The 21,142-nt window shown below is 68.1% G+C and carries 16 protein-coding genes; 13 read left to right on the top strand and 3 right to left on the bottom strand.

Annotated elements, in window-relative coordinates; translation table 11 throughout:
* Positions 1 to 40: 40 nt before the first annotated feature.
* Together FDK12_RS09790 and FDK12_RS09785 are read right to left on the bottom strand one after the other, a co-directional pair.
* The gene (locus FDK12_RS09790) at positions 41 to 2,320 is read right to left on the bottom strand and encodes a Stk1 family PASTA domain-containing Ser/Thr kinase (RefSeq protein ID WP_137369393.1); all 2,280 of its coding nucleotides are present in this window, start codon (positions 2,318 to 2,320) and stop codon (positions 41 to 43) included.
* 88 nt (positions 2,321 to 2,408) lie between these two features.
* Positions 2,409 to 3,995 (bottom strand): lytic transglycosylase domain-containing protein, encoded by a 1,587-nt coding sequence (locus tag FDK12_RS09785; RefSeq protein WP_137369392.1) that lies wholly within the window; start codon positions 3,993 to 3,995, stop codon positions 2,409 to 2,411.
* A 320-nt stretch (positions 3,996 to 4,315) separates the two neighbouring features.
* Here FDK12_RS09785 and FDK12_RS09780 point away from each other — a divergent pair, with 320 nt between their 5' ends.
* Entirely contained in the window at positions 4,316 to 4,669 is a 354-nt protein-coding gene (locus tag FDK12_RS09780) for an Rv2175c family DNA-binding protein (RefSeq protein ID WP_104117547.1), read from the top strand.
* Between the two features lie 161 nt (positions 4,670 to 4,830).
* Here the strand turns inward: FDK12_RS09780 and FDK12_RS09775 are convergent, their stop codons facing one another.
* Entirely contained in the window at positions 4,831 to 5,955 is a 1,125-nt protein-coding gene (locus FDK12_RS09775; RefSeq protein ID WP_137369391.1) for a polyprenyl synthetase family protein, read from the bottom strand.
* 124 nt (positions 5,956 to 6,079) lie between these two features.
* Between FDK12_RS09775 and dinB the strand changes: the two genes are divergently transcribed.
* The 12 genes from dinB to murG all read left to right on the top strand — a co-directional run bounded on the left by dinB (position 6,080) and on the right by murG (position 21,005).
* On the top strand, positions 6,080 to 7,426 hold the full coding sequence (gene dinB, locus FDK12_RS09770; protein WP_223263211.1) for a DNA polymerase IV: 1,347 nt from the start codon (positions 6,080 to 6,082) through the stop codon (positions 7,424 to 7,426).
* Positions 7,427 to 7,657: 231 nt separating this feature from the next.
* Positions 7,658 to 8,035: a DUF3040 domain-containing protein gene (locus FDK12_RS09765; RefSeq protein ID WP_104117485.1), complete on the top strand. Its 378-nt coding sequence runs from the start codon at positions 7,658 to 7,660 to the stop codon at positions 8,033 to 8,035.
* A 350-nt stretch (positions 8,036 to 8,385) separates the two neighbouring features.
* Positions 8,386 to 8,817: a division/cell wall cluster transcriptional repressor MraZ gene (gene mraZ / locus FDK12_RS09760; RefSeq protein ID WP_104117484.1), complete on the top strand. Its 432-nt coding sequence runs from the start codon at positions 8,386 to 8,388 to the stop codon at positions 8,815 to 8,817.
* A 263-nt stretch (positions 8,818 to 9,080) separates the two neighbouring features.
* Positions 9,081 to 10,082, top strand: coding sequence for a 16S rRNA (cytosine(1402)-N(4))-methyltransferase RsmH (rsmH, locus tag FDK12_RS09755; protein WP_189636317.1), 1,002 nt, complete (start codon positions 9,081 to 9,083; stop codon positions 10,080 to 10,082).
* A complete protein-coding gene (locus FDK12_RS09750) occupies positions 10,079 to 10,762 on the top strand; it encodes a hypothetical protein (RefSeq protein ID WP_137369389.1) in 684 nt (227 codons plus the stop codon). Before rsmH ends, FDK12_RS09750 begins: the two co-directional genes overlap by 4 nt.
* Positions 10,763 to 10,818: 56 nt before the next feature.
* Positions 10,819 to 12,609: a peptidoglycan D,D-transpeptidase FtsI family protein gene (locus FDK12_RS09745; protein WP_223263210.1), complete on the top strand. Its 1,791-nt coding sequence runs from the start codon at positions 10,819 to 10,821 to the stop codon at positions 12,607 to 12,609.
* A gap of 57 nt (positions 12,610 to 12,666) precedes the next feature.
* Complete coding sequence (locus FDK12_RS09740; protein ID WP_137369436.1) at positions 12,667 to 14,265, top strand: UDP-N-acetylmuramoyl-L-alanyl-D-glutamate--2,6-diaminopimelate ligase; 1,599 nt, start codon at positions 12,667 to 12,669, stop codon at positions 14,263 to 14,265.
* 6 nt (positions 14,266 to 14,271) lie between these two features.
* A complete protein-coding gene (locus FDK12_RS09735) occupies positions 14,272 to 15,777 on the top strand; it encodes a UDP-N-acetylmuramoyl-tripeptide--D-alanyl-D-alanine ligase (protein ID WP_137369388.1) in 1,506 nt (501 codons plus the stop codon).
* Positions 15,774 to 16,874: a phospho-N-acetylmuramoyl-pentapeptide-transferase gene (gene mraY / locus FDK12_RS09730; protein WP_104117478.1), complete on the top strand. Its 1,101-nt coding sequence runs from the start codon at positions 15,774 to 15,776 to the stop codon at positions 16,872 to 16,874. The genes FDK12_RS09735 and mraY overlap by 4 nt, the downstream gene beginning before the upstream one ends.
* Positions 16,871 to 18,463 (top strand): UDP-N-acetylmuramoyl-L-alanine--D-glutamate ligase, encoded by a 1,593-nt coding sequence (gene murD, locus FDK12_RS09725; protein WP_223263209.1) that lies wholly within the window; start codon positions 16,871 to 16,873, stop codon positions 18,461 to 18,463. Before mraY ends, murD begins: the two co-directional genes overlap by 4 nt.
* Complete coding sequence (gene ftsW / locus FDK12_RS09720) at positions 18,463 to 19,887, top strand: putative lipid II flippase FtsW (protein WP_137369386.1); 1,425 nt, start codon at positions 18,463 to 18,465, stop codon at positions 19,885 to 19,887. Before murD ends, ftsW begins: the two co-directional genes overlap by 1 nt.
* Complete coding sequence (gene murG, locus FDK12_RS09715; RefSeq protein WP_137369385.1) at positions 19,884 to 21,005, top strand: undecaprenyldiphospho-muramoylpentapeptide beta-N-acetylglucosaminyltransferase; 1,122 nt, start codon at positions 19,884 to 19,886, stop codon at positions 21,003 to 21,005. Before ftsW ends, murG begins: the two co-directional genes overlap by 4 nt.
* Positions 21,006 to 21,142 lie beyond the last annotated feature (137 nt).

Raw genomic sequence — 21,142 nt, 5'->3', positions numbered from 1 at the left:
ACTCCGGTGGCCGCCTTCGGTCGTTCCGCCGGAGCCCGTCCTAGGTGACCGTGATGCGAATGGTCGTACCCTCCGGCTGCTCGCCCGACGGGCTCTGGCCCGCTACCAACCCGAGCACCGCACTGCCGAAGGTGTAGTCGACCTGCACGGTGAACCCGGCCGCCTCGAGGGCGTCGACCGCGCGGCCCTCGGGCAACGAGAAGACGTTCGGCACCTTGACCATGCGCGGCCCCTGCGACAGTGTCAGCGTCACACGCGTTCCGCGCGGAACCCCGACCCCCGAAGGGTCCTGCCCGAGCACGGCGCCCGCCGGTACGGTGCGGCTGTACTCCGGGACATCGCTCACCACCGCTTCGAGTCCGGCATCCGAGAGTGCGGTGACAGCTTCCTGCGCGGTGAGCCCGACGACGTCGGGGACTGCGACGGGCGCGGGTCCGAGGGACACGACAAGGTCCACGGTGGAGTGGCGGCGACGCTCCGCCCCGTGCTCCGGGGTTTGGCGGATGACGTCGCCCGCCGGTACGGACTCGCTGTACTCCTCCTGCAGGCCGCCGACGGCGAGCCCCGCCTCCTGGAGCTCTGCGTCAGCGTCCAATCGTGTCAGACCCAGCAGGTCCGGAACCCGGAACAGCTCTGGGCCCTTCGAGACGATGAGTTCGACGCGCTCGAAGCGTCGCACCTCCGAGAAGGCACCCGGATCGGTAGCGACGACGAGGCCTGGCAGCACCTCCTCGTTGAACACTTCCTCGGTGGACAGCGTCGCCAGCCCCTCCTCACTAAGGGCGGCACGTGCTTCCGCCAGCGGCACATTGGCGACGTCGGGGAGGGAGACCACGCCTGCCGGTCCCGCGCCGAAGAGCCAACCCGCTCCTGCGACGAGGGCTGCGAGGAGCACCAGCAGGACCACGAGCAGGCGCACCGAGCGATGCGCGGCGCGGCTGCGGAGGGTTTTCTGCGGTCGCTGCGCCTGCCGTGCCTGCTGCCTCTTCGACAGTGGAGCGGCACTGCTGCCCCCGTGCCGTGCGGACGGTCCATCGGCCGAAGCGTCGACGAAGCGGGCGTCGGAACGCAGTCCCGGCTCATCGTCGGCTGCGTCGTCGTCGTCCCAGGTGCCGTGCCGGTGGTCGTGCTCGGTTTCGTTCCTACCGAACCGGGAGGTGGCGTTCGGGTCCGGCAGTCCCTGATGCGCGGGCGACGGCGGCCTCGGTGGCATCGCTCCGATCACCCGCGTCGCGTGCCGATCGCCGCTGATGACACGCGTCGTGTCGTCGCCGTTCCCATCCCCGGGCAGCACCTCCGTCCAACCGGACGGAGCGGTCGAGCCGTCGTCGTACCGTGACGCTGCGCGCTTGAACACCTCGGTCCGTGCGTCATCCAGGGGAGGAGGGGGTACGACGGCGACCGTGGGGTGATCCTGGTGCTGTGGCAGCACGCCGGCATCAGCTGCCGTGAAGTCCAGGTCTTCGTCGCTCAGGGTGGTACGGATGTGGCGCAGTTCGCCCAGGAGTGCCGATCCGTCGACCGGCCGGTCCTCCGGATCCCGCGAGGTGCACCACTGGACGAGTTCGTCGATATCGGGCGCAAGTCCGGGTAGCAGTACCGATGGTGCCGGAACGTCGGCCTGCGCGTGCTGCAACGCCACCTGGATGGGAGTCTCGCCCGTGAAGGGCTGCTGTCCCGTGAGGAGCTCGTACAGCATGACGCCGGTGGAATAGATGTCGCTCTGGGCCTCCGCCGGGCGGCCGAGCACCAGCTCGGGCGAGAGGTAGGCGGCGGTCCCGGCCAGCGTCGCCGTCCCGGTAGCGGCAGAGACCGCGCGGGCGAGGCCGAAATCGGCGATCTTCACCTGTCCGCTGTCGGACAGCAGGACGTTCTCGGGCTTGACGTCGCGGTGGATCAACCCGGCCTCGTGGGCTGCGGCCAGACCCTCCACCACGGCGTCCAGCAGCACGAGGGCGTGGCGCGGGGTCAGGCGGCCGTGCTCGCGCAGGACGTCGCGCAGGGTCCTGCCGGCGACGAACTCCATGACGAGGTAGGCGACCGGCTGTCCACCGACGTCGTCCACGCCCTGGTCGAGGACACCGACCACGTGGGGATGGGACAGGCGCGCCGCGGACTTCGCCTCCTGCTCGAAGCGGTCGATGAAGCCGGGCTCCTCGGCAAGGTGGGGGTACAGGACCTTCAACGCCACCCGGCGGTCCAGCCTATGATCCGTAGCCAGATAGACAGTGGACATGCCGCCGCGGGCCAGACGCGAATGGACGAGATAGCGTCCGTCGACGATCGCGCCCTCGAGAGGGTCCTTCCGTTGCTGGTGCACCTCTCGATACTAAGCGGGCACAGCAGGAGGGGGCGGGACCACCACGGGTCCCGCCCCCTCCATTGATGCGGCGTCCGCCGATGCAGGCCTACCGGAAGTTGTTCTGGTGGGCCTTGATCGCGGCGACGTACTGCTTGGTGTCCTCGAACATGCCTCGGTTCTGTACCGAGTACTGACCCTGGTAGTAGGAGGCGATGGCGACGTCGAGCGACGGGCTGGTCCGGATGAGCGACCGGATGATGGCGACGCCTGCCGTTGCGTTGTCGTAGGGGTCCATCAGGTTGAGCTTGCGCCCGACGAGGTCGCCCGCCCACTGCCCGGACGAGGGGATGACCTGCATCGTGCCGATGGCGTTCGCCGGCGACACGGCCCGCTGGTTGAAGCTCGACTCCTGGAAGGCGAAGGCCATGGCGAGGCTCGGGTCCACGCCCATGGACCTCGCGGTGTCGGCGACGATCTGCTTCATCTCCGCCTGCGACGGGGCGGGCAGGGAGTTGAGCAGGGCCTTGTTCGCATTGGCGTCCGCCACCACCTTGTCCGGGTAGCTGTATCCGAGGAAAGTCGACGGAACGAGATCGGTCGGTGCGGGGACGGCTGCCGGTGCGGGAGCAGAACCGGCACCGGGCAGTGCGAGCTTCTGGCCCGGGTAGATGACGGTCGTTCGCGACATGTTGTTCGCCGCCAGGAGATCGCCGAGGCTGACTCCGTGTCGTGAGGCGATGGCGCCGAGGGTATCGCCCGCCTTGACGCTGTAGCTGCCGGGAGCGGGAGCGGGAGCGGGAGCGGGAGCGGGAGCGGCGGGTGCCGCCGTCGCCGGTGGCGTGGACTGCGTGCTGACGGTGGCGCCGAGCGTCAGCTTCTGGCCGGGTCGGATGATCGACGTCATCGACAGGTTGTTCGACGCGAGGACGGTCTGCAGGCTGACGCCGTTGCGGGCTGCGATAGCGCTGAGGGTGTCTCCCGGCTTGACCGTGTACGACGCTCCGGATTCGGGTGCAGCGGGTGCGGGTGCGGGTGCAGCTTTCTCCGGTGTCTGAGCGGGTCCGCCCAGGTTGATCTTCTGGCCCGGGTGGATGATGGACGTCATCGAGAGACCGTTGGACTGGAGAAGGGCCCGCAGGTCCACGCCGTGACGGGCTGCGATGGCTCCGAGCGTGTCGCCCGACCTGACGGTGTAGGAGGCGGCACCGGACGCGGGCGAAGGAGCTGCGGGGGCAGCCGGCCCGGCTGTGGGCGAAGCGGAGCCCGTCAGCTTGATCTTCTGGCCTGGGAAGATGAGGGTGCGCGCGTCCAGAGAGTTGAGCGAGAGGACTTCCTGGGTGACGAGACCGAAACGCTTCGCGATCGCGCCGATCGTGTCGCCCGGCTTGATGGTGTATTCGCTCGGCACGTTCTGCGTCGCGACAGCGATCTTCTGCGCAGGGATCTGGGTGGCGACCAGTGCCGCTGGTACGACCGCACGCTGGGTGGCTGGTGTTACTGTCCCTCCGAGATGCCGTGCAGCCGGTGCCTGCTGACCCGGAGCCGCCGACGCAGGCTGAGCCAGGGCTACGGAGGAGAGGATCACCGCAGGCAGAGCGGCGGTGGTCACGGCGACATTCAGGCCACGCGAGCCGGTGCCGCGTGCCCTCCTGCTGGTGCCGTTCAGCGGTGCGTTCGAACGCTGGGCAGTCATGTTTCGTTCCTCGTCTGTTGGCGGCTGAGTCCGCGCGGACGCACGTGCCCGGGGCAGTTCTTCCTGTCCGGGCGCATGCAGGTGCTGTGATGCTCTTGTGTCACCTGTTGATATTGTTACTTGTGTGACTCCTGTGAATTTACACGAAAAAGGCGTTAGCACAAGAGGTCCCGAAATTAGTGGAGGACCGGTTACGGCGTGTCGCTCCCGTCGGGTGTTTACGGCCCCGGGAGTCCCTGCGCTGATCGCTTCGATCCGGGCCGTCGGGCGGCACCTTCCGCGAGTGGAGTTGTGTGCTGAAGCCGTGGCACCCTTGGACGGTGACTGAACTCGAACAACTCGTTCCCGCCTGGCTCAATCTTCCCGAAGTGGCCGCCACTCTCGGCTTGCCCATCACCAAGGTGCATTCGCTGATCAGCGAACGGTCCCTGGTGAGCGTCAGGGTCGGTGAGCGGAAGATCAGGAGCGTTCCCGCCGAGTTCCTCGCGGACGGTGAGGTGCTCGACAGTCTGAAGGGCACCGTCGTGGTCCTCGCGGACTCGGGCTACGGCGACGAGGACATCATCCGGTGGCTCTACACCGAGGACGAGTCGCTACCCGGCCGGCCGATCGACGCGCTCCGTGCGGGGCGGAAGACCGAGATACGTCGTCGGGCACAAGCCGCCGCCTGGTAGCTGCGCAGGTCGAACCGCGCGGCGTTGGGGCCCGTGCCTGAGCCGGTACCGTCCCGGGCTGTAGGAGGAGCGGCCGTACCGGGGACCATTCCAGTCTGCTTGCTGATGCCGGCCGGCGTGTCAAGACTCCGTCGGGCCGTGCTGGTGACGGCGTGGTCCGGTCAGGCCGTGCGGGTGACGGCCGCCTCGGCGAGCAGTTGCAGAGCCTGACGTGAGACCGGATCGACCGGCAGCGTGGACAGCGCGGCGAACGCCTCCCCGGACTTCTCCTCGATGAGCTGTTCAGTGTGGGCCAGCGCGCCGCTGGCCGTGATGAGCGACCGCAGCCTCTCGACAGCGCCGGCGTCCATGTCCGTGTCGCCCAGCATCGCATTGATCTCGGCACAGGCCCGATCGTCGCTCGCGCCGGTGGCGCGCGCGATGAGGAAGGTCCGCTTGCCCTCGCGGAGGTCGTCGCCCGCCGGTTTCCCCGTGACCTCGGGATCGCCGAACACGCCCAGGACGTCGTCGCGCAGCTGGAACGCCTCCCCGAGGGGCAGCGCAAAGGCCGAGTAGGCCGCGAGCAGGGCGCCGTCCGCACCTGCCAGAGCACCGCCGAGCATGAGTGGACGTTCCATCGAGTACTTCGCCGACTTGAAGCGCAGGATGTTCAGGGCGCGCTGTTCAGCCACCGCCGGTGCCTGATCAGGGCCGACAGCCTCCTCCAGGAGATCGAGGTACTGGCCCGCCATGACCTCCGTCCGCATGCGGTTGAAGATCGTCCTCGCCGCACTGCCACCCGTACCGGAGCAAGACGCAGTGAACAGTTCCTCGCTGAACGCGAGGCAGAGGTCGCCCGCCAGGATCGCCGCCGAGACGCCGAAGCGCTCGGGGTCGAGGTGCCAGCCCGCGTCGGCGTGCTGTGTCGTGAACTCCCGATGGACACTGGGGCGTCCTCGCCGCGTATCCGAACGGTCGATGATGTCGTCATGGATCAGGGCAGCCGCCTGGAAGAACTCGAGGGCCGTCCCCGCCATCACGGGAGCAGGTGCTGCTGGTGAGCCGCCGGCCGCCCGCCACCCCCAATAGCACAGGAGGGCGCGCATCCGCTTGCCCCCGCTCGTCAGGGCCGCGATGCTCGTGATCAGGGGAAGCGACTCGACGGAGATGGCTGCGAGGACATCCCGCTGGTTCGTGAGGAAGTCGTCGATGCTGCTCGTGAGTGCGGCCCGGAACACGTCCTGCTCCGCCGCTATGGTCTCGGGAGTGGAGCCGCCCTGGTCGGGGGTGGCGGGTGCGGACAGCATGGGTCTCCCGGGCAGCTCGGCTGGTCGTGGTGATCCCACTCTATCCGGAGGGCGGTGCGCCCTCTGCCCGCCCTTCCGCCGGACGCCGCGCCCGCGTGTCAGTGGCACTGCGTACGATGACTGCGTGTCAAAGGACGAGCGCCCGACGGCGATTGAGCATGCGGAGTGCCACATCCTGCATATCGACATGGATGCCTTTTTCGTCTCCGTCGAACTGCTGGATCATCCTCACCTCCACGGTGTCCCGGTGATCGTCGGCTCACCGTCCGGACGGTCCGTCGTACTCTCGGCCTCCTATGAGGCTCGCCGGTTCGGAGTCCGCTCAGCGATGCCCATGTCGGTGGCGATGCGTCAGTGCCCGACGGCCGTGATCCTTCCTCCTCACCAGCGGCGCTACGCCGAGGTCTCCGCCCGGGTGATGGGTATCTTCCGCTCCGTCACGCCCGACGTTGAGCAGCTGAGCGTCGATGAGGCCTTCCTCGACGTCGCCGGCTCGATGCGCAGGCTCGGCGGCCCCCGCGAGATCGGCGAACAGGTCCGTGCAGAGATCAGCTCCACTCTCGGCATCACGGCCAGTGTCGGGGCCGCCAGCACCAAGTTCGTCGCGAAGATCGCGTCGACCAGGGCGAAGCCCGACGGCCTCCTGCTCATCCCGGGCGACCAGACGGTCGCCTACCTCCATACCCTGCCGGTGTCCGCGCTGTGGGGCGTCGGAGCGAAGACCCAGGAAGTCCTGGCCCGCATCGGCATCCGGACCGTCGAGGATGTCGCCCGTACGCCGCTCTCGACCCTCCGGAGCCTGCTGGGAGCGTCGGGGGAGCACGTACACCACCTCGCCTGGGGCCGGGACCCGAGGCGCGTGGTGGTCTCCAGGCCCGAGAAGAGCATCGGTGCGGAAGAGACCTTCTCGAGCGATGTGGACGATACGGACGTCTTGCGCAGGGAACTCCTGAGGCTCGCGCACAGGACCGCCACGCGGCTGCGGTCCTCCGGCTACCGTGCCGGGGGAGTAGCCCTGAAGCTCCGCTATGCCGACTTCTCGACTCTCACGCGGTCCCGGAAGCTGGACGAGCCGGTGGACAGCGCTCACGCCCTCTACAGTGCCGCCACCGCGCTGCTCGCAGCGCTGGGGGACCGGCCGATGGCCGTCCGGTTGATCGGTCTGCGCGCCGAATCGCTCGAGCCGGGCGGAGACGGGTCCACACAGCTGACGATCGATCGCCGGGACGACAACTGGAGGATAGCGGAGCGCGCGCTGGACGACGTGAACCGCAAATTCGGTGACGCCGGTGTCGTGCCGGCGGGTCTGCTCATTCCGAGGGGGCGAGCGAACTCGACGGACGGACCACGTGATGGACAGGACGAGCAGCTGGAGGGAGAGCAGCCGGCGCGGCTTTGGGCCGGGAAGCGGGACGTGCCAGGAGCGCGGCTGCGTCCCCCTGCCGTCCAGTCGCGAAAACCGCGTGACTGAGCGGGAATCACGGGCAGATAGCACCGCCCTCACACCCGATCAACACCGCATTGTGACTTTGCACCCACCCCGTAGCAAACTAGTCTTGGATCAGGTAGTCCAGCTGCCGTCCGACACGCACAATCCACTTTCCGGAACCCGAGGCCGTCGATCCCTCCGCCGGGAACCCGGTCCGCGTCCGGGACGTTAGTTGGATGCAGGAACGTTGGTACCGACATCAAGGAGGCGGTCATGGCACTCTCGGAACACGAGCAGAGGCTGCTTGATCAGCTTGAACAGCAGTTGCACGCCGACGATCCGAAGTTCGCGCACTCGATGGCTTCCGATACTCGCAGGTCTATGTCGACCAGGCGCCTGGTCATCGGGTCCCTCATCACGATCGCCGGCATCCTCGTCCTGCTTGCCGGCATCGTGTACCAGAACATCTTCATCGGGGTAGCGGGATTCCTGATCATGGGTGGCGGCGTCTACTTCGCGACGACGAAGTCGAAGCAGGTTGAAGCGGGTCAGCCACTCGGGAGGCCCACGAAGGCGACCTCGGGCGGCAAGAGCGGCTTCATGTCGAGCCTCGAGGACAAATGGGATGAGCGGAAGCGCGACCAGACGTAGCAGGAGCTGCCCGTGCGGCAGCATCTGATCCTCGGGTCGCAGTAACCGAAGAGATCGTCACGATGGAGAAGAACCCGCCACGGCGGGTTCTTCTCCATTTAAAGCCTGGAACAACTGCTTCGAGCTCTGGTGTGCCGTTTTCCCTCCACTTGTCCTCCACTTCCCTCCCCCATCGAAGCGGACCCCGGAATCTGCAGATTCTCACGGGCCGCTTTCTCCTCCCAAGGGAGCACGAGGGGCGCGCCACGCCCCGCAAGCATTGACGGTGGAGAGTTGTGGAGTAAAGTGGGGGACATAAGAGCAAGACGGCAACGAGCTGGGCTTGGCGGACTCAGAACAGGCGGTCAGGGATGTTCCTCGGAACTCACACCCCGCGCCTCGACGAGAAAGGCAGGCTCATCCTTCCTGCGAAGTTCCGGGAGGAACTGAGCGAAGGGCTGGTCCTCACGAGGGGCCAGGAGCGGTGCATCTACGTCTTCAGCATGAGTGAGTTCGAAAGGGTTCACGAGCAGATGCGGGCGGCGCCCATCTCGTCACGCCAGGCGAGGGACTACAACCGCATCTTCCTGTCGGGGGCCTCGGACGAGGTGCCGGACAAGCAGGGCAGGATCACCATCCCAGCTGCACTCAGGACGTACGCCGGACTGGACCGGGACCTCGCGGTCATCGGCGCAGGAAGTCGAGCGGAGATCTGGGCGGCGGAGGCTTGGGAGTCCTACCTCTCGGAGAAGGAGACCGCCTTCTCCGAAACGGATGAGGATGCCTTCCCGGGCATCATCTGATCCGAGCAGCAGGACAGGCAGCACCAGCAGGACAGGCAGCACCAGCAGGACCAGGACGCAGCAATCACAACGCGGACGGCACCATCCCTTGGATGAGATCTCCAGCCGCCGGACATGGATCGCCACCTGGCTTCACTTCCCCGGAGCCAGGCGACGACTATCCGGCCGGATGGGGGTCTGATTCAAGAGGGCGGCGCCTCCTTCCGGCAGCCTGCAGACCACACCGAGACGATGGACGAACAGCTGCAGGAAGGAGAGGACGCATGAGCGGTGACCGGCCGACGGGCGAGCGACACATACCCGTCCTCCGCGACCGTTGCGTCTCCCTCATCGCTCCCTCGGTCGCCTCCGCCGAAGCGGCCGGACGCCGCCCCGTCGTCGTCGACGCCACCCTGGGCATGGGCGGGCACTCGGAGGCGATGCTCCAGCGCTTCCCGACCGCCCACCTCGTCGGCATCGATCGCGACACCGAAGCGCTCGACCTCGCCGGGGAGCGGCTCGAGCCCTTTGCCGACCGCACCGACCTCGTGCACGCCGTCTACGACGAACTGCCCGAGGTCCTGGCCGACCTCGGGATCGACGGAGTGGACGGCGTCCTGTTCGACCTGGGCGTCTCCTCCCTGCAGTTGGACGAGCGCGACCGGGGTTTCGCCTACTCCTACGATGCGCCGCTCGATATGCGGATGGATACCAGCAGGGGCATCACGGCGGCCGAGGTCGTCAATACCTACTCCGCCGAGGACCTGTTGCGCATCATCCGTTCCTGGGGCGAGGAGAGGTTCGCCGGGCGGATCGCGACGGCCATCGTCCAGGCCCGGGCAGCAGAACCGTTCCGGACGACGTCGCAGCTCGTCGAGGTGATCCGAGCGGTGGTGCCCGCATCCGCCGCGCGCACCGGGGGTCACCCGGCGAAGCGCACCTTCCAGGCTCTGCGCATCGAGGTCAACGAGGAATTGTCCGTCCTCGAGCGCGCGATACCCGCAGCCGTGGATGCGATCCTGACCGGTGGGCGCATCGTCGCCATGTCCTACCACTCGCTCGAGGACCGCATCGTCAAGAGCGCCTTCTCCGCCGGTGCGAAATCGTCGGCGCCCGTCGGTTTCCCCGTGGAACTCGAGCAGCACAAGGCCTACCTCCGTTCGCTGACCCGCGGCACCGAGGCACCTACTGAGGCCGAAATCGGGGAGAACCCCCGGGCGGCTTCGGCCAAACTCCGGGCCGTGGAACGAATCAAAGCAGGACCAGTCGACAGGAACAGCAGATGAGCCAGGCATTGACTGTTGAGAAGCCACACACCGCTGCCGCCTACTCCGACAACGGCGCTCTCGCCGTCGCTCGCGGCAGGCTCAGCGGGGGAGCGCCGGACGTCGCCCAGAAGCCGCGGACACCCCTGTCGGTCGTCCCGGCCCCACCTGCACGCCGGAGGGTGCCCTTCGCGGTGTTCAGCCTGCTCGTGCTGGGTGCGGCCCTGACCGCCGTCCTCATGCTCAACATCTCCGTCTCCGGCACGCAGTACGACCTCGTGCAGCTCCGGAACCAGCAGGTCGCGCTGAGTCAGCAGAACGAGGCGCTGGTCCTCGAGATCGAGAGCAGGGAGACGCCCCAGAACCTGGCGGCGGCAGCGACGGAACTCGGCATGGTTTCCTCCCCGACCTTCGGAACGGTTGAGTTAGATTCGAAGAAGGTGACGGGCACTCCCGAACCCGCGAAGGAAGGCCCCGAGCCGGAGGTGCTGATCGCCGCGCCGAACCTCGCCGTGCAGCCGGCTCCGCCGGTGGTGGAGGCGCCGTCCGATCCTGTCGCTGAGGAGCCCGCGCCGGTCCAGGCGATCGAACCGGTGGAGGGTGCTGCCACAGCCGGTGACCTCCCGGCCGTCGAGAGCTACGACGGCAGCGATATCCCCGGAACCATTCCGGCGCCCCTGCAGCTCGGCTCCGACCGGTAGCGGGGTCCGCGTCCGCCGCTCCCCGCACTGCACGTACCGACCGACAAGGATTGCTCGTGACCCCTGCACGCACCGGTAGCCCGGACAGCCTCCGACTGGCCCTCGGGTCGACGCGGCTCCGCGTGGGGCTCGCCTTCGTCCTCGTGCTGCTCCTGGTGCTGGGAGTGCGGCTGTTCCAGTTGCAGGCACTCGACCTGAACGGGATGGCGCAGACCGGCTTGTCGAAGCGGCTCACCAATACCGCGGTGCAGCCCATCCGCGGGTCGATCGTCGACATGAACGGCAAGTACTTCGCCCGCAGCGTGGAACGCTACGACATCGTCGTCGACCAGCGTCTGAGCGCCGTGGACGATTTCACCAGGACCATCCCCGATTCCGACCAGCGCGAGACCGGCGTCCCCATCGACCAGGGTGTCTACGAGCTGTCGGCGGTCCTCGGCATCGACGCGGAGACGCTGAGGGCCTCGATCATGGGGGACATGCCCTTCAACTACGTCGCGAGATCGGTGACGCCGGAGGTCAAGAACCGGGCTCTCGCGGTCGGCATACCGGGCGTCTACGCCGACAAGACGAGCGTACGGACCTATCCCGCGGGTCCCGTCGCCGGGTCGATCATCGGCTTCGTGTCCGAGAACGGCAAGCCGCAGGAGGGCCTCGAGTACTCGCTCAACGACGCCCTGGAAGGCACCCCTGGCAGCCGGACGTTCGAGATCGGCGGAGACGGCATCCGCATCCCCTACGCCACGAACGAGGACGATCCCGCCGTCGACGGCCAGGACGTCAGGCTCACGATCGACCAGGACCTGCAGTGGTTCGCCCAGCAGACCATCGCCTCGCAGGTCGAGGACTACAACGCAGAGTGGGGCAACATCGTCGTCGTCGAGGCGAAGACCGGCGCGATCCGGGCGATGGCCGAATCGACGACCCCTGACCCGAATGATCCGGGTGCGACCCCGCCGGAGAAGCGCACGCCCAACTCGGTGAGCGCCTCCTTCGAGCCTGGCTCGACGACGAAGGTGATCACCATGGCGGCGGCGCTGGAAGGGGGGCTGATCGAACCCACCTCGCAATTCACCCTCGAGAACCGGTACACGGTCGGCGCCCAGACGTTCAAGGATGCCTTCGAGCACGGCACGGAGAAGCGCACGACCGCCGGCATCCTGGCCAAGTCCATGAACACCGGGACGGTGCAGATCGGCGAGAAGCTGACGAAGCAGGAGCGTTACGACTGGCTGAAGAAGTTCGGGATCGGCGAGCCTCTCGGAACCGGACTCAACGAGGAGAACCAGGGCCTCCTCACGACCCCCGACAACTGGGACGACCGGCAGCAGTACACCGTCCTCTTCGGTCAGGGCATGACGCAGACCGCCCTGCACACCGCGATGGTGTACCAGACCCTCGCCAACGACGGCGTTCGGCTGCAGCCACGGCTGATCGACGCGTACATCGACCCGGACGGTACCGAACACGTCGTGCCCGAGGACGAGGGCACGAGGGTCGTCTCCGAGGAGACAGCCCTCACGATGCGCAAGATGCTCGAGACGGTGACGGAGGAGGGCTCCGGGAAGTCGGGCGAACTGGAGCAGTACCGGGTGGGGTCGAAGACCGGCACGGCCGAGGCGCCGAGCGCGACCGGCGGTTACGACGGCTACACTCTCTCCTATGCCGGCATCGCGCCGATCGAGGATCCCCAGTACGTCGTCGTCATCACGCTCCAGAAGCCCCAGGGCGACCTGTACTACCTCATCCCGGGCGAGTCCTTCCAGAAGGTCATGAAGCAGGTCCTCAACTCCAGGAACGTCCCGGCATCGACAACGCAACCGGACATCTACCCGGTCGAATTCTGACCCGGAGGACACAGCACCGTGCAATCGAACACTCCCCGGGGGAGCACCGCTTCCCTGATGCGGCCGCGAGTTCCGCGCCCTATCAGCCTCTCGACCGCTTTGGCGGTCCTCGGTCCCCTCGCAGGCACACCTGACGCCGGCTCGCTGCCAACCGTCAGCGGCGTCACGCTCGACTCCCGGTCCGTCCTTCCGGGAGATGTCTACGCGGCCCTTCCGGGAGCGTCGCGCCACGGCGCCGAGTTCGCAGCGCAGGCCGTCCTCAGCGGTGCATCGGCGATCATGACGGATGAGGCAGGAGCAGCCATCGCGGCTCGCTCGGCCGCTGCCGCCGGCATCGACCTGCCTCCGGTCGTCGTCGTACCCGATCCGCGGCGCGCCGTCGGGCCCCTCGCGCGCGAGGTCTTCCAGAGCCGGCAGCAGGGCTCCGCGCCGACGCTCTTCGGCATCACTGGGACGAACGGGAAGACCACGTCCACCTACTTCCTCAACGCGCTGCTCGAAGCGCTCGGCAGGACCACCGGACTGATCGGCACGATCGAGATCCGCGCGGGCGAGAAAGCGATCCCCAGTCTGCTGACCACGCCGGAGTCCCCGCAGGTCCACTCCCTGCTCGCCCTGATGGGAGAGCGCGGGCTCGACGCGGCATCGATGGAGGTCTCCTCCCACGCCCTCGAGTTCGGTCGCGTGGACGGAGTGCGCTTCGACGTCGCGGGCTTCACGAACCTGACGCAGGACCACCTCGACCTCCACGGGACGATGGAGGACTACTTCGCGGTCAAGGCTTCACTGTTCACGCACGAGCGGTGCGGGAGTGCGGTCGTGCTGGTCGACGATGCGTGGGGGCGGAAGCTCGCCGAGACGGCGGACGTCCCCGTGCTGACGCTTCGCACCGACCGCTCGCGAGACGGCGGCACCGTCGACGCCGACTGGGTGGTGGCCTCGGTCGAGCCGAGCGGGCTGGGTCATGCCTTCGTGCTGGAGAACCGCTCGGGCGAGCGGCTCCGGGTCCGTACCGGACTGCCGGGAACCTTCAACATCTCGAACGCGGCGCTCGCGACGATCATGGTCCTCGCATCAGGCGTCGCCCTGGAGGACATTCAGCGTGCCCTCGACGCGCACGATCCCTTCACCACCGAGGTACCGGGCCGGATGCAGCTCATCGGCGAGGAGCCCGCCTCCATCGTCGACTTCGCGCACAACCCCGACGCGCTGGAGCGCACGTTGTCCTCGGTCCGCCGTCCCACCGGACGCGTCATCGCCGTCTTCGGGGCCACCGGGCAGCGTGACGAGTCCAAGCGCCCCGTGATGGGGGCCGTGGGAGCCCGGCTTTCGGACATCCTCATCGTGACCGACGACGACCCGCACGATGAGGACGAGGCCGTCATCCGCAGTGCCGTGCTGGCGGGGGCCAGGGACGCCGTGCGGAACGAGGGGCTCTCGTGCCAGGTGCTGGAGGTGTTCCCCCGCGCCGATGCGATCGATCGTGCGGTGGCGCTGGCGACCCCTTCCGACACCATCGTGATCGCGGGCCGCGGCCACGAAGTGTGGCAGGAGGTGAAGGGCGTCAATCTGTCCCTGGACGACCGCGTGGAACTGCGCACCGCGTTGACAAGGCACGGATTCTCTGGGCTTTCCACCTCCGGGATAGAGTCCTGAACCGTCATGATTGAATTCACCGCAGCCGAGATCGCGGCACTCACAGGGGGTGTCCTGACCGGTACAGACCCCACCGGTCCCGCCATCACCGTCACCTCCGCAGCAACCGATTCGCGCGAATGCGTGCCCGGATCCCTGTTCGTCGCAAAGCCCGGCGAGGAGTCGGACGGACACCTGTTCATCGCATCGGCGTTCGAGTGCGGTGCCGTCCTGGCCCTGGCGCAGCGCGCGGTGGCCGGTCCGGACGGTCCGTTCCCCGCCGTCATCGTGGCCGATGCCGTCCTCGCGATGGGTCAGCTCGCCGCCGAAGCCGTGCGACGGCTGCGTGCGCACGGCGACCTCACGGTCATCGGCATCACGGGGTCGGCAGGCAAGACCACCACCAAGGACCTGCTGGCGGGTATCCTCGCCGCCGACGCTCCGACCGTCGCCCCGCGCGGTTCCTACAACGGAGAGGTCGGCGTCCCGCTGACCGTTTTCGAGGCGGGATGGGACACGCGGTACCTCGTGATCGAGATGGGCGCGACGAAGCCCGGCCACATCGCATACCTCGCCTCGCTCGTGCAGCCGGACGTCGGCGTGGTACTCGGCGTGGGATCGGCCCATGCAGGGGAATTCGGAGGCGTCGAGAACATCGCCCGGGCGAAGGGCGAACTGTTCGAGGCGCTCGGCCCGTCCGGGACCGCGATCATCAACGCCGATGACGAACGGGTGCTCGCCATGCAGGAGCGCACCCGCGCGACAACGGTGTTCTTCACGTCGTCCGAGGACTTCTCAGCGACCGGGCACGTCGTGCGCGCACGCAACAGCACGACGACCCCGGAGGGCAATCCGTCCTTCACGCTGGTCTTTCCCGACGGCAGCGAGCACGACGTCGTCTCGCCGCTGCTCGGCCTGCACCACACCGCGAACCTGCTCGCGGCGGCAACGGCGGCCTACGAGGTCGGTTGCCCCCCGGAGCTCATCGTCGCGGGGCTGCGGAGCCAGGCGGCCGCGAGCCGCTGGCGCATGGAGCGGACCGAGCGCGCCGACGGCGTCACGGTCATCAACGACGCCTACAACGCCAATCCCGAATCCATGCGGGCGGCACTCCGCACACTCGCGGAACTCGGTCGCGGCCGGCGGCGTACCTGGGCGGTCCTGGGGGAGATGCTGGAGCTGGGGGACCGGTCCATCGAGGAGCACGACCTCCTCGGGAGAGTCGTCGTGCGGCTCAACATCTCGAAGCTCGTGTGCGTGGGGCCGAACACGCGTGCGCTGTACAACGGCGCCGTGCTCGAGGGCTCCTGGGGCAGCGAGGCCGTCCATGTCGATGACGTCGCAGCGGCGGAGCGTCTGCTCACCGCCGAGATGGAACCGGGGGACCTCGTGCTCTTCAAGTCCTCCAACGGAGCCGGATTGCGCTTCCTGGGCGACCGGATCGCCCAGGCCGTGCCGGCAGCCGCGACCTCCACCAACCAACCCCACCGCTCCCATGAAGCTGGCGCTTCCGGAAAGGCCCAGCAGCCGTGATAGCACTCCTCATAGGATCGGCCTCAGCGCTCATCTTCGCCTTCGTGGGCACGCCACTGTTCATCAGGCTCCTGGTGCGCAAGAGCTACGGCCAGTTCATCCGGGACGACGGTCCGACTGCGCACCACACCAAGCGTGGTACGCCGACGATGGGTGGAGCCGTGATCGTCGCGTCGGTCCTGCTGGCCTACTTCCTGACGCACCTGCTGATGGTGGCGGTCGGTTCCCCGGTCGGAGGCCCCACCGCCTCCGGCCTGCTGCTGCTGTTCCTGGCCGCCGGCATGGGTTTGGTCGGCTTCGCCGACGACTACATCAAGATCTCGAAGCAGCGCAGCCTCGGCCTGAGTGCGCCCGCCAAGATCATCGGGCAGTCTGCTGTCGGCGTGACCTTCGGGGTCCTCGCGCTGATGTTCCCGAACGAGCAGGGCAGGACCCCGGCGTCCACCGCGATCTCCTTCATCCGGGACACCCCGCTCGACCTCGCCTTCGCGGGCACGGTCGTCGGTGCCATCCTCTTCGTCATCTGGTCCAACCTGATCATCACGGGAGCGAGCAACGGCGTGAACCTCGCCGACGGACTCGACGGTCTCGCCGCGGGCGCATCCATCCTCGTGTTCGGCGCCTACATGCTCATCGGGATCTGGCAGAGCAACCAGAGCTGTGGTTCACCCGGTGCCGGAAGTGTCTGCTACGAGGTCCGCGATCCTCTGGACCTTGCGCTCATCGCAGGGGCGATGTGCGGTGCGCTGGTGGGCTTCCTGTGGTGGAACACGTCGCCGGCGAAGATCTTCATGGGTGACACGGGTTCCCTCGCCATCGGCGGGGCGATCGCCGGTTTCGCCATCCTCTCCCGGACCGAACTCCTCCTCGTGATCCTGGCGGGCCTGTTCGTCATGATCACGCTGTCCGTCATCATCCAGGTGGGCTACTTCAAGTTGTCGGGCGGCAAGCGCGTCTTCAAGATGGCTCCGTTGCAGCACCACTTCGAGCTCAAGGGCTGGCAGGAGGTCACGGTGGTCGTCCGGTTCTGGATCCTCGCCGGACTGTTCGTGGCGACGGCACTCGGGATCTTCTACGCGGAATGGGTTGTGGGATGAGCGGAACGGACGCGACCTCTGACGTGGCTGCCGGCGTCGCCGTGAGCTGGGAGACCCCGCGGCTGAAGGGCCTTACCACGTGGGACGCCGACTGGGCGGGCCTCAAGGTCGTCGTCGCGGGCATCGGAGCGTCGGGCTTCTCCGCCGCGGACACCCTGATCGAACTCGGTGCCGTGGTGGTCGTCGTCGACGGCGGAGCGACCGCGGAGAACGAAGCCAAGGCAGACACGCTGCGCATCGTCGGTGCCCGCGCGGTGCTGCTCGGTGCCGAGCACACCGTCGAACTGCCGCTCGTCGACGGTCAGCCGGCCGACCTCGTGGTGACCTCGCCCGGGTGGCGGCCCACCCAGTCGCTGCTCGCCGACGCGGCGCGTGCGGGCGTGCCCATCTGGGGCGACGTCGAACTGGCCTGGCGTGTCCGCATCCGTGAGGGCCGTCGGACCGCCGAGTGGCTGACGATCACCGGGACCAATGGCAAGACCACGACCGTCGGCCTGACGGAGTCGATGCTCCTTGCCGGCGGGAAGCGCGCGATCGCGGCAGGCAATGTCGGCACGCCGATCCTCGACGTGATCCGGGACCCGCAGGGGTACGAGTTCCTCGCGGTAGAACTGTCCAGCTTCCAGCTCCACTGGGCGCACTCGGTGTCCCCGCTCGCGAGCGTCTGCCTCAACATCGCCGAGGACCACGTCGACTGGCACGGCAGCTACGAGGCCTACCGCGCGGCGAAGGCATCGATCTACGACCGGACGAGGATCGCCTGCATCTACAACGTCGAACAGCGCGAGACGGAGACGATGGTCGAGGATGCCGACGTCATCGAGGGGTGCAGGGCCGTCGGATTCACGACGGGAATGCCCTCGATCAGCATGATGGGTGTCGTCGAGGATCTGCTGGTGGACCGTGCGTTCATCGAGCAGCGCAAGGACTCGGCCGCCGAGCTGGCGTCGATCAGCGAGTTGGGCGACGTCGTGCCGCGGCACCTGGTGGCCAACGCACTGGCCGCTGCGGCGCTTGTGCGCGCTGCCGGACTCCCGACCTCGGCGGTTCGCGACGGCATCCGGGCCTACCAGCCGGGCGAGCACCGTATCCAGGTGGTCGCCAATGAGCACGGAGTGCTCTGGATCAACGATTCGAAGGCCACCAACCCCCACGCCGCCTCGGCCTCCCTGGCCTCGTTCCAGTCCGTGGTCTGGATCGCGGGAGGCCTGTCCAAGGGCGTCTCCTACGACGACCTCGTGCGGGAACACGCCAAGCGGCTCCGGGCGGTCGTCCTCCTCGGTGCGGATCCGGCGCCGCTCGAGAGTGCTCTGAGCCGACACGCTCCCGACGTTCCCGTCTCCCTCCACCCGAGCCTTCACACTGGACAGGGGTACGACGGCGGGTCCCCCGACCCGGTGACCGGCGCCACCCTGATGCAGTGGGCCGTCACCGAAGCAGCGCGCCTCGCGCAGGACGGCGACACGGTGTTGATGGCGCCGGCCGCTGCATCGATGGATCAGTTCTCCTCCTATGCGCACCGGGGAGCCGCCTTCATGGCGGCCGTCCATGCACGTGGCGGACAGGGGACAACCGCGAAGGAGTCTTGATGGTGGCCACGCCGACCCGTCCGGGAGGACGCAAGCCCTCCGTCCGGCCAGTCCGGGCCAAGGAAGGGGTGCGGCAGGCCACCTCGCCAGGGGTCCCCGCGCAGGCTACGGCGGGCCCTGCCAAGGGCCGCGCCAAGCAATCCGCAGCACTGGCGGACCCGGCCGCGGAACGTGGTGCGGGCGCAGGCGGACAACCGGCCAAGGGGATCCGAGGACGCCTGCGCCGCGCCTGGGTCTTCCTCGAGGGCTCTGCCCACGCCCCTTCCGGGTCCAGCTACTACCTGATCCTCGGCTCTGCCCTCGCGCTGACCGCCATCGGGCTCATGATGGTGCTCTCGGCCTCGTCGGTCGAGGCGATCTCGGACGGGAAGGACACCTTCGACCTCTTCCTGAAGCAGGCCGTCTGGGCCGGTGCAGGCCTCGTCCTGATGCTCGTGCTGTCGCGGCTGGGTCCCCGGTCCTACAAGTTCCTCGCGTGGCCCAGCCTGGCCATCGCCGTCGTGCTGCTGATCCTCGTCCTCGTCATCGGGATCGAGGTCAACGGCAACAAGAACTGGATCAGGATCGGTAGCCAGACGTTCCAGCCGTCCGAACCGACGAAGCTCGCCCTTGCCCTGTGGTTCGCGGCCGTGCTCGAGCGGAAGAAAGCGTTGATCCGGGACTGGAAACACGCGATGATCCCGGCGTTGCCCTTCGGCGGGCTGCCGATCGGGCTCGTGCTGATCGGCGGAGACCTCGGCACGGGGCTCGTGCTCATGATGATCGCCGGTGCCGCGTTGTTCTTCGCCGGAGCGCCGCTCAAGCTGTTCACCCTCGCAGGCGCGGCAGCAGTAGCCGGTTCCCTCCTGATGGTGGCCACGAGCTCCAACCGGGGTGGTCGCATCAGCGCCTGGCTGCGACTGAACTGCGACGACGGGGCGGACCTCTGCCTGCAGTCCGACAACGGGCTGTTCGCCATGGCGTCGGGCGGCTGGTTCGGAGTAGGGATCGGGCAGAGCCGGCAGAAATGGAACTGGATCCCGGAAGCCCACAACGACTTCATCTTCGCCATCATCGGCGAGGAGTTCGGGCTCATCGGAACCCTCGTCGTCGTGGTCCTGTTCGGCATCCTCGCCGTCGCGACCATCCGGGTCGCCCTGCGCTACACCGATCCGTTCGTGCGGATCCTCATGGGCTCGATCCTCGTCTGGCTGATCGGTCAGGCCTTCGTGAACATCGGGATGGTCACGGGCCTGCTCCCCGTGATCGGCGTGCCGCTGCCCTTCATCTCCTACGGAGGCTCCGCACTGACCTTCACGCTCGCCGCCGTGGGCGTCCTGCTGTCCTTCGCAAGGAAGACACCTCACCCTCCGCTCCCGGCGCCGGGCACCTCCTCAACGTCCTCACCAGCAACCACCTCCGAAAGAGATCACGCACTTTCATGACACAGCCCCCCACCCCTGAGCGCACGGTGTCGGTCCTCCTGGCCGGCGGCGGAACGGCCGGCCACATCAGCCCCCTGCTCGCAATCGCCGGAGCAGTCGTCGAGCGGCAGCCGCGCGCCCGGATCACCGCCGTCGGAACCGAGGCCGGTATGGAGACGCGGCTCGTTCCCGCCGCGGGCTTCGACCTGCGGACCATCGACCGCGTGCCGATGCCGCGGCGCCCGTCCATCGACCTCGTCAAGCTTCCGGTGCGCCTCGTCCGGGCCGTCCGCCAGACGAGGGCGATCGTGGCGGATGCCGCAGCCGACGTCGTCGTCGGCGTGGGCGGCTACGTATCGACACCTGTCTACCTCGCGGCGTGGACGCTGCGCGTGCCCGTCGTCATCCATGAGGCGAATGCCCGCCCCGGTATCGCCAACAGGGTGGGTGCCCGTCTCGCTGCGCGGGTGGCCGTCGCCTTCGAGGGGACAGGGCTCCGGGACGCCGTGCTGGTCGGCATGCCCATGCGCAGGAGCATCGCCGACCTCGACCGGAGAGCGAACCGCAGGAGTGCCCGTGCCTCGCTCGGGCTCGATCCGGACCGGGCCACCCTCATCGTGACCGGCGGATCCTCCGGTGCGGTGAGCCTCAACCGGTCGCTCGCCTCTGCGGTCCCGGAGCTCACCGCCGCCGGCATCCAGGTACTCCACATCACGGGACGGGGCAAGCAGGTGCTCGGGAATGACGGCGCCCCGCTTGCGGTGCCCGGATACCACCAGGTCGAGTTCGTCGACGGCATGGAGAGCGTCTACGCCGCCGCCGACCTGCTCATCGCCCGAGCCGGCGCAGCAACGGTGAGCGAGATCAGTGCGGTGGGCCTTCCGGCAGTGCTCGTGCCGCTGCCCCACGGCAACGGCGAGCAGCGGCTGAACGCCGCAGGGCTGGTCGCTGCCGGCGGGGCCGTCCTGGTCGAGGACGAGGCTTTCACGCCGGAATGGATCCGCGAGAACATCCTGACGCTGGTGACGGACACCGCCCGGCTCGACGCGATGTCCTCGGCATCCTACGCACAGGGCGTGCGGGACGCCGATCGGCGCATGGCCGAGCTCGTCCTGGCCGCGGCCGGAGGGACGCGATGAGCACCGACGACGCAGCTGCGGCCGGGGCTGTCGACGCACCAGGGGAGCGCCCTGCAGTGGAGACGACGAAAGGCAACACCATTACAACGATCACCACAGCGCCGGCCGTCGCGGCCGGACTGCGCGAACCCGTGCAC

Origin of the sequence: Arthrobacter sp. NamB2 (assembly GCF_005281365.1) — a bacterium.
In the GTDB taxonomy this organism is placed as follows: domain Bacteria; phylum Actinomycetota; class Actinomycetes; order Actinomycetales; family Micrococcaceae; genus Arthrobacter_D.
The sequence above is the reverse complement of the archived record's forward strand: the minus strand, read 5'-3'. Positions and strand labels throughout refer to the sequence as shown.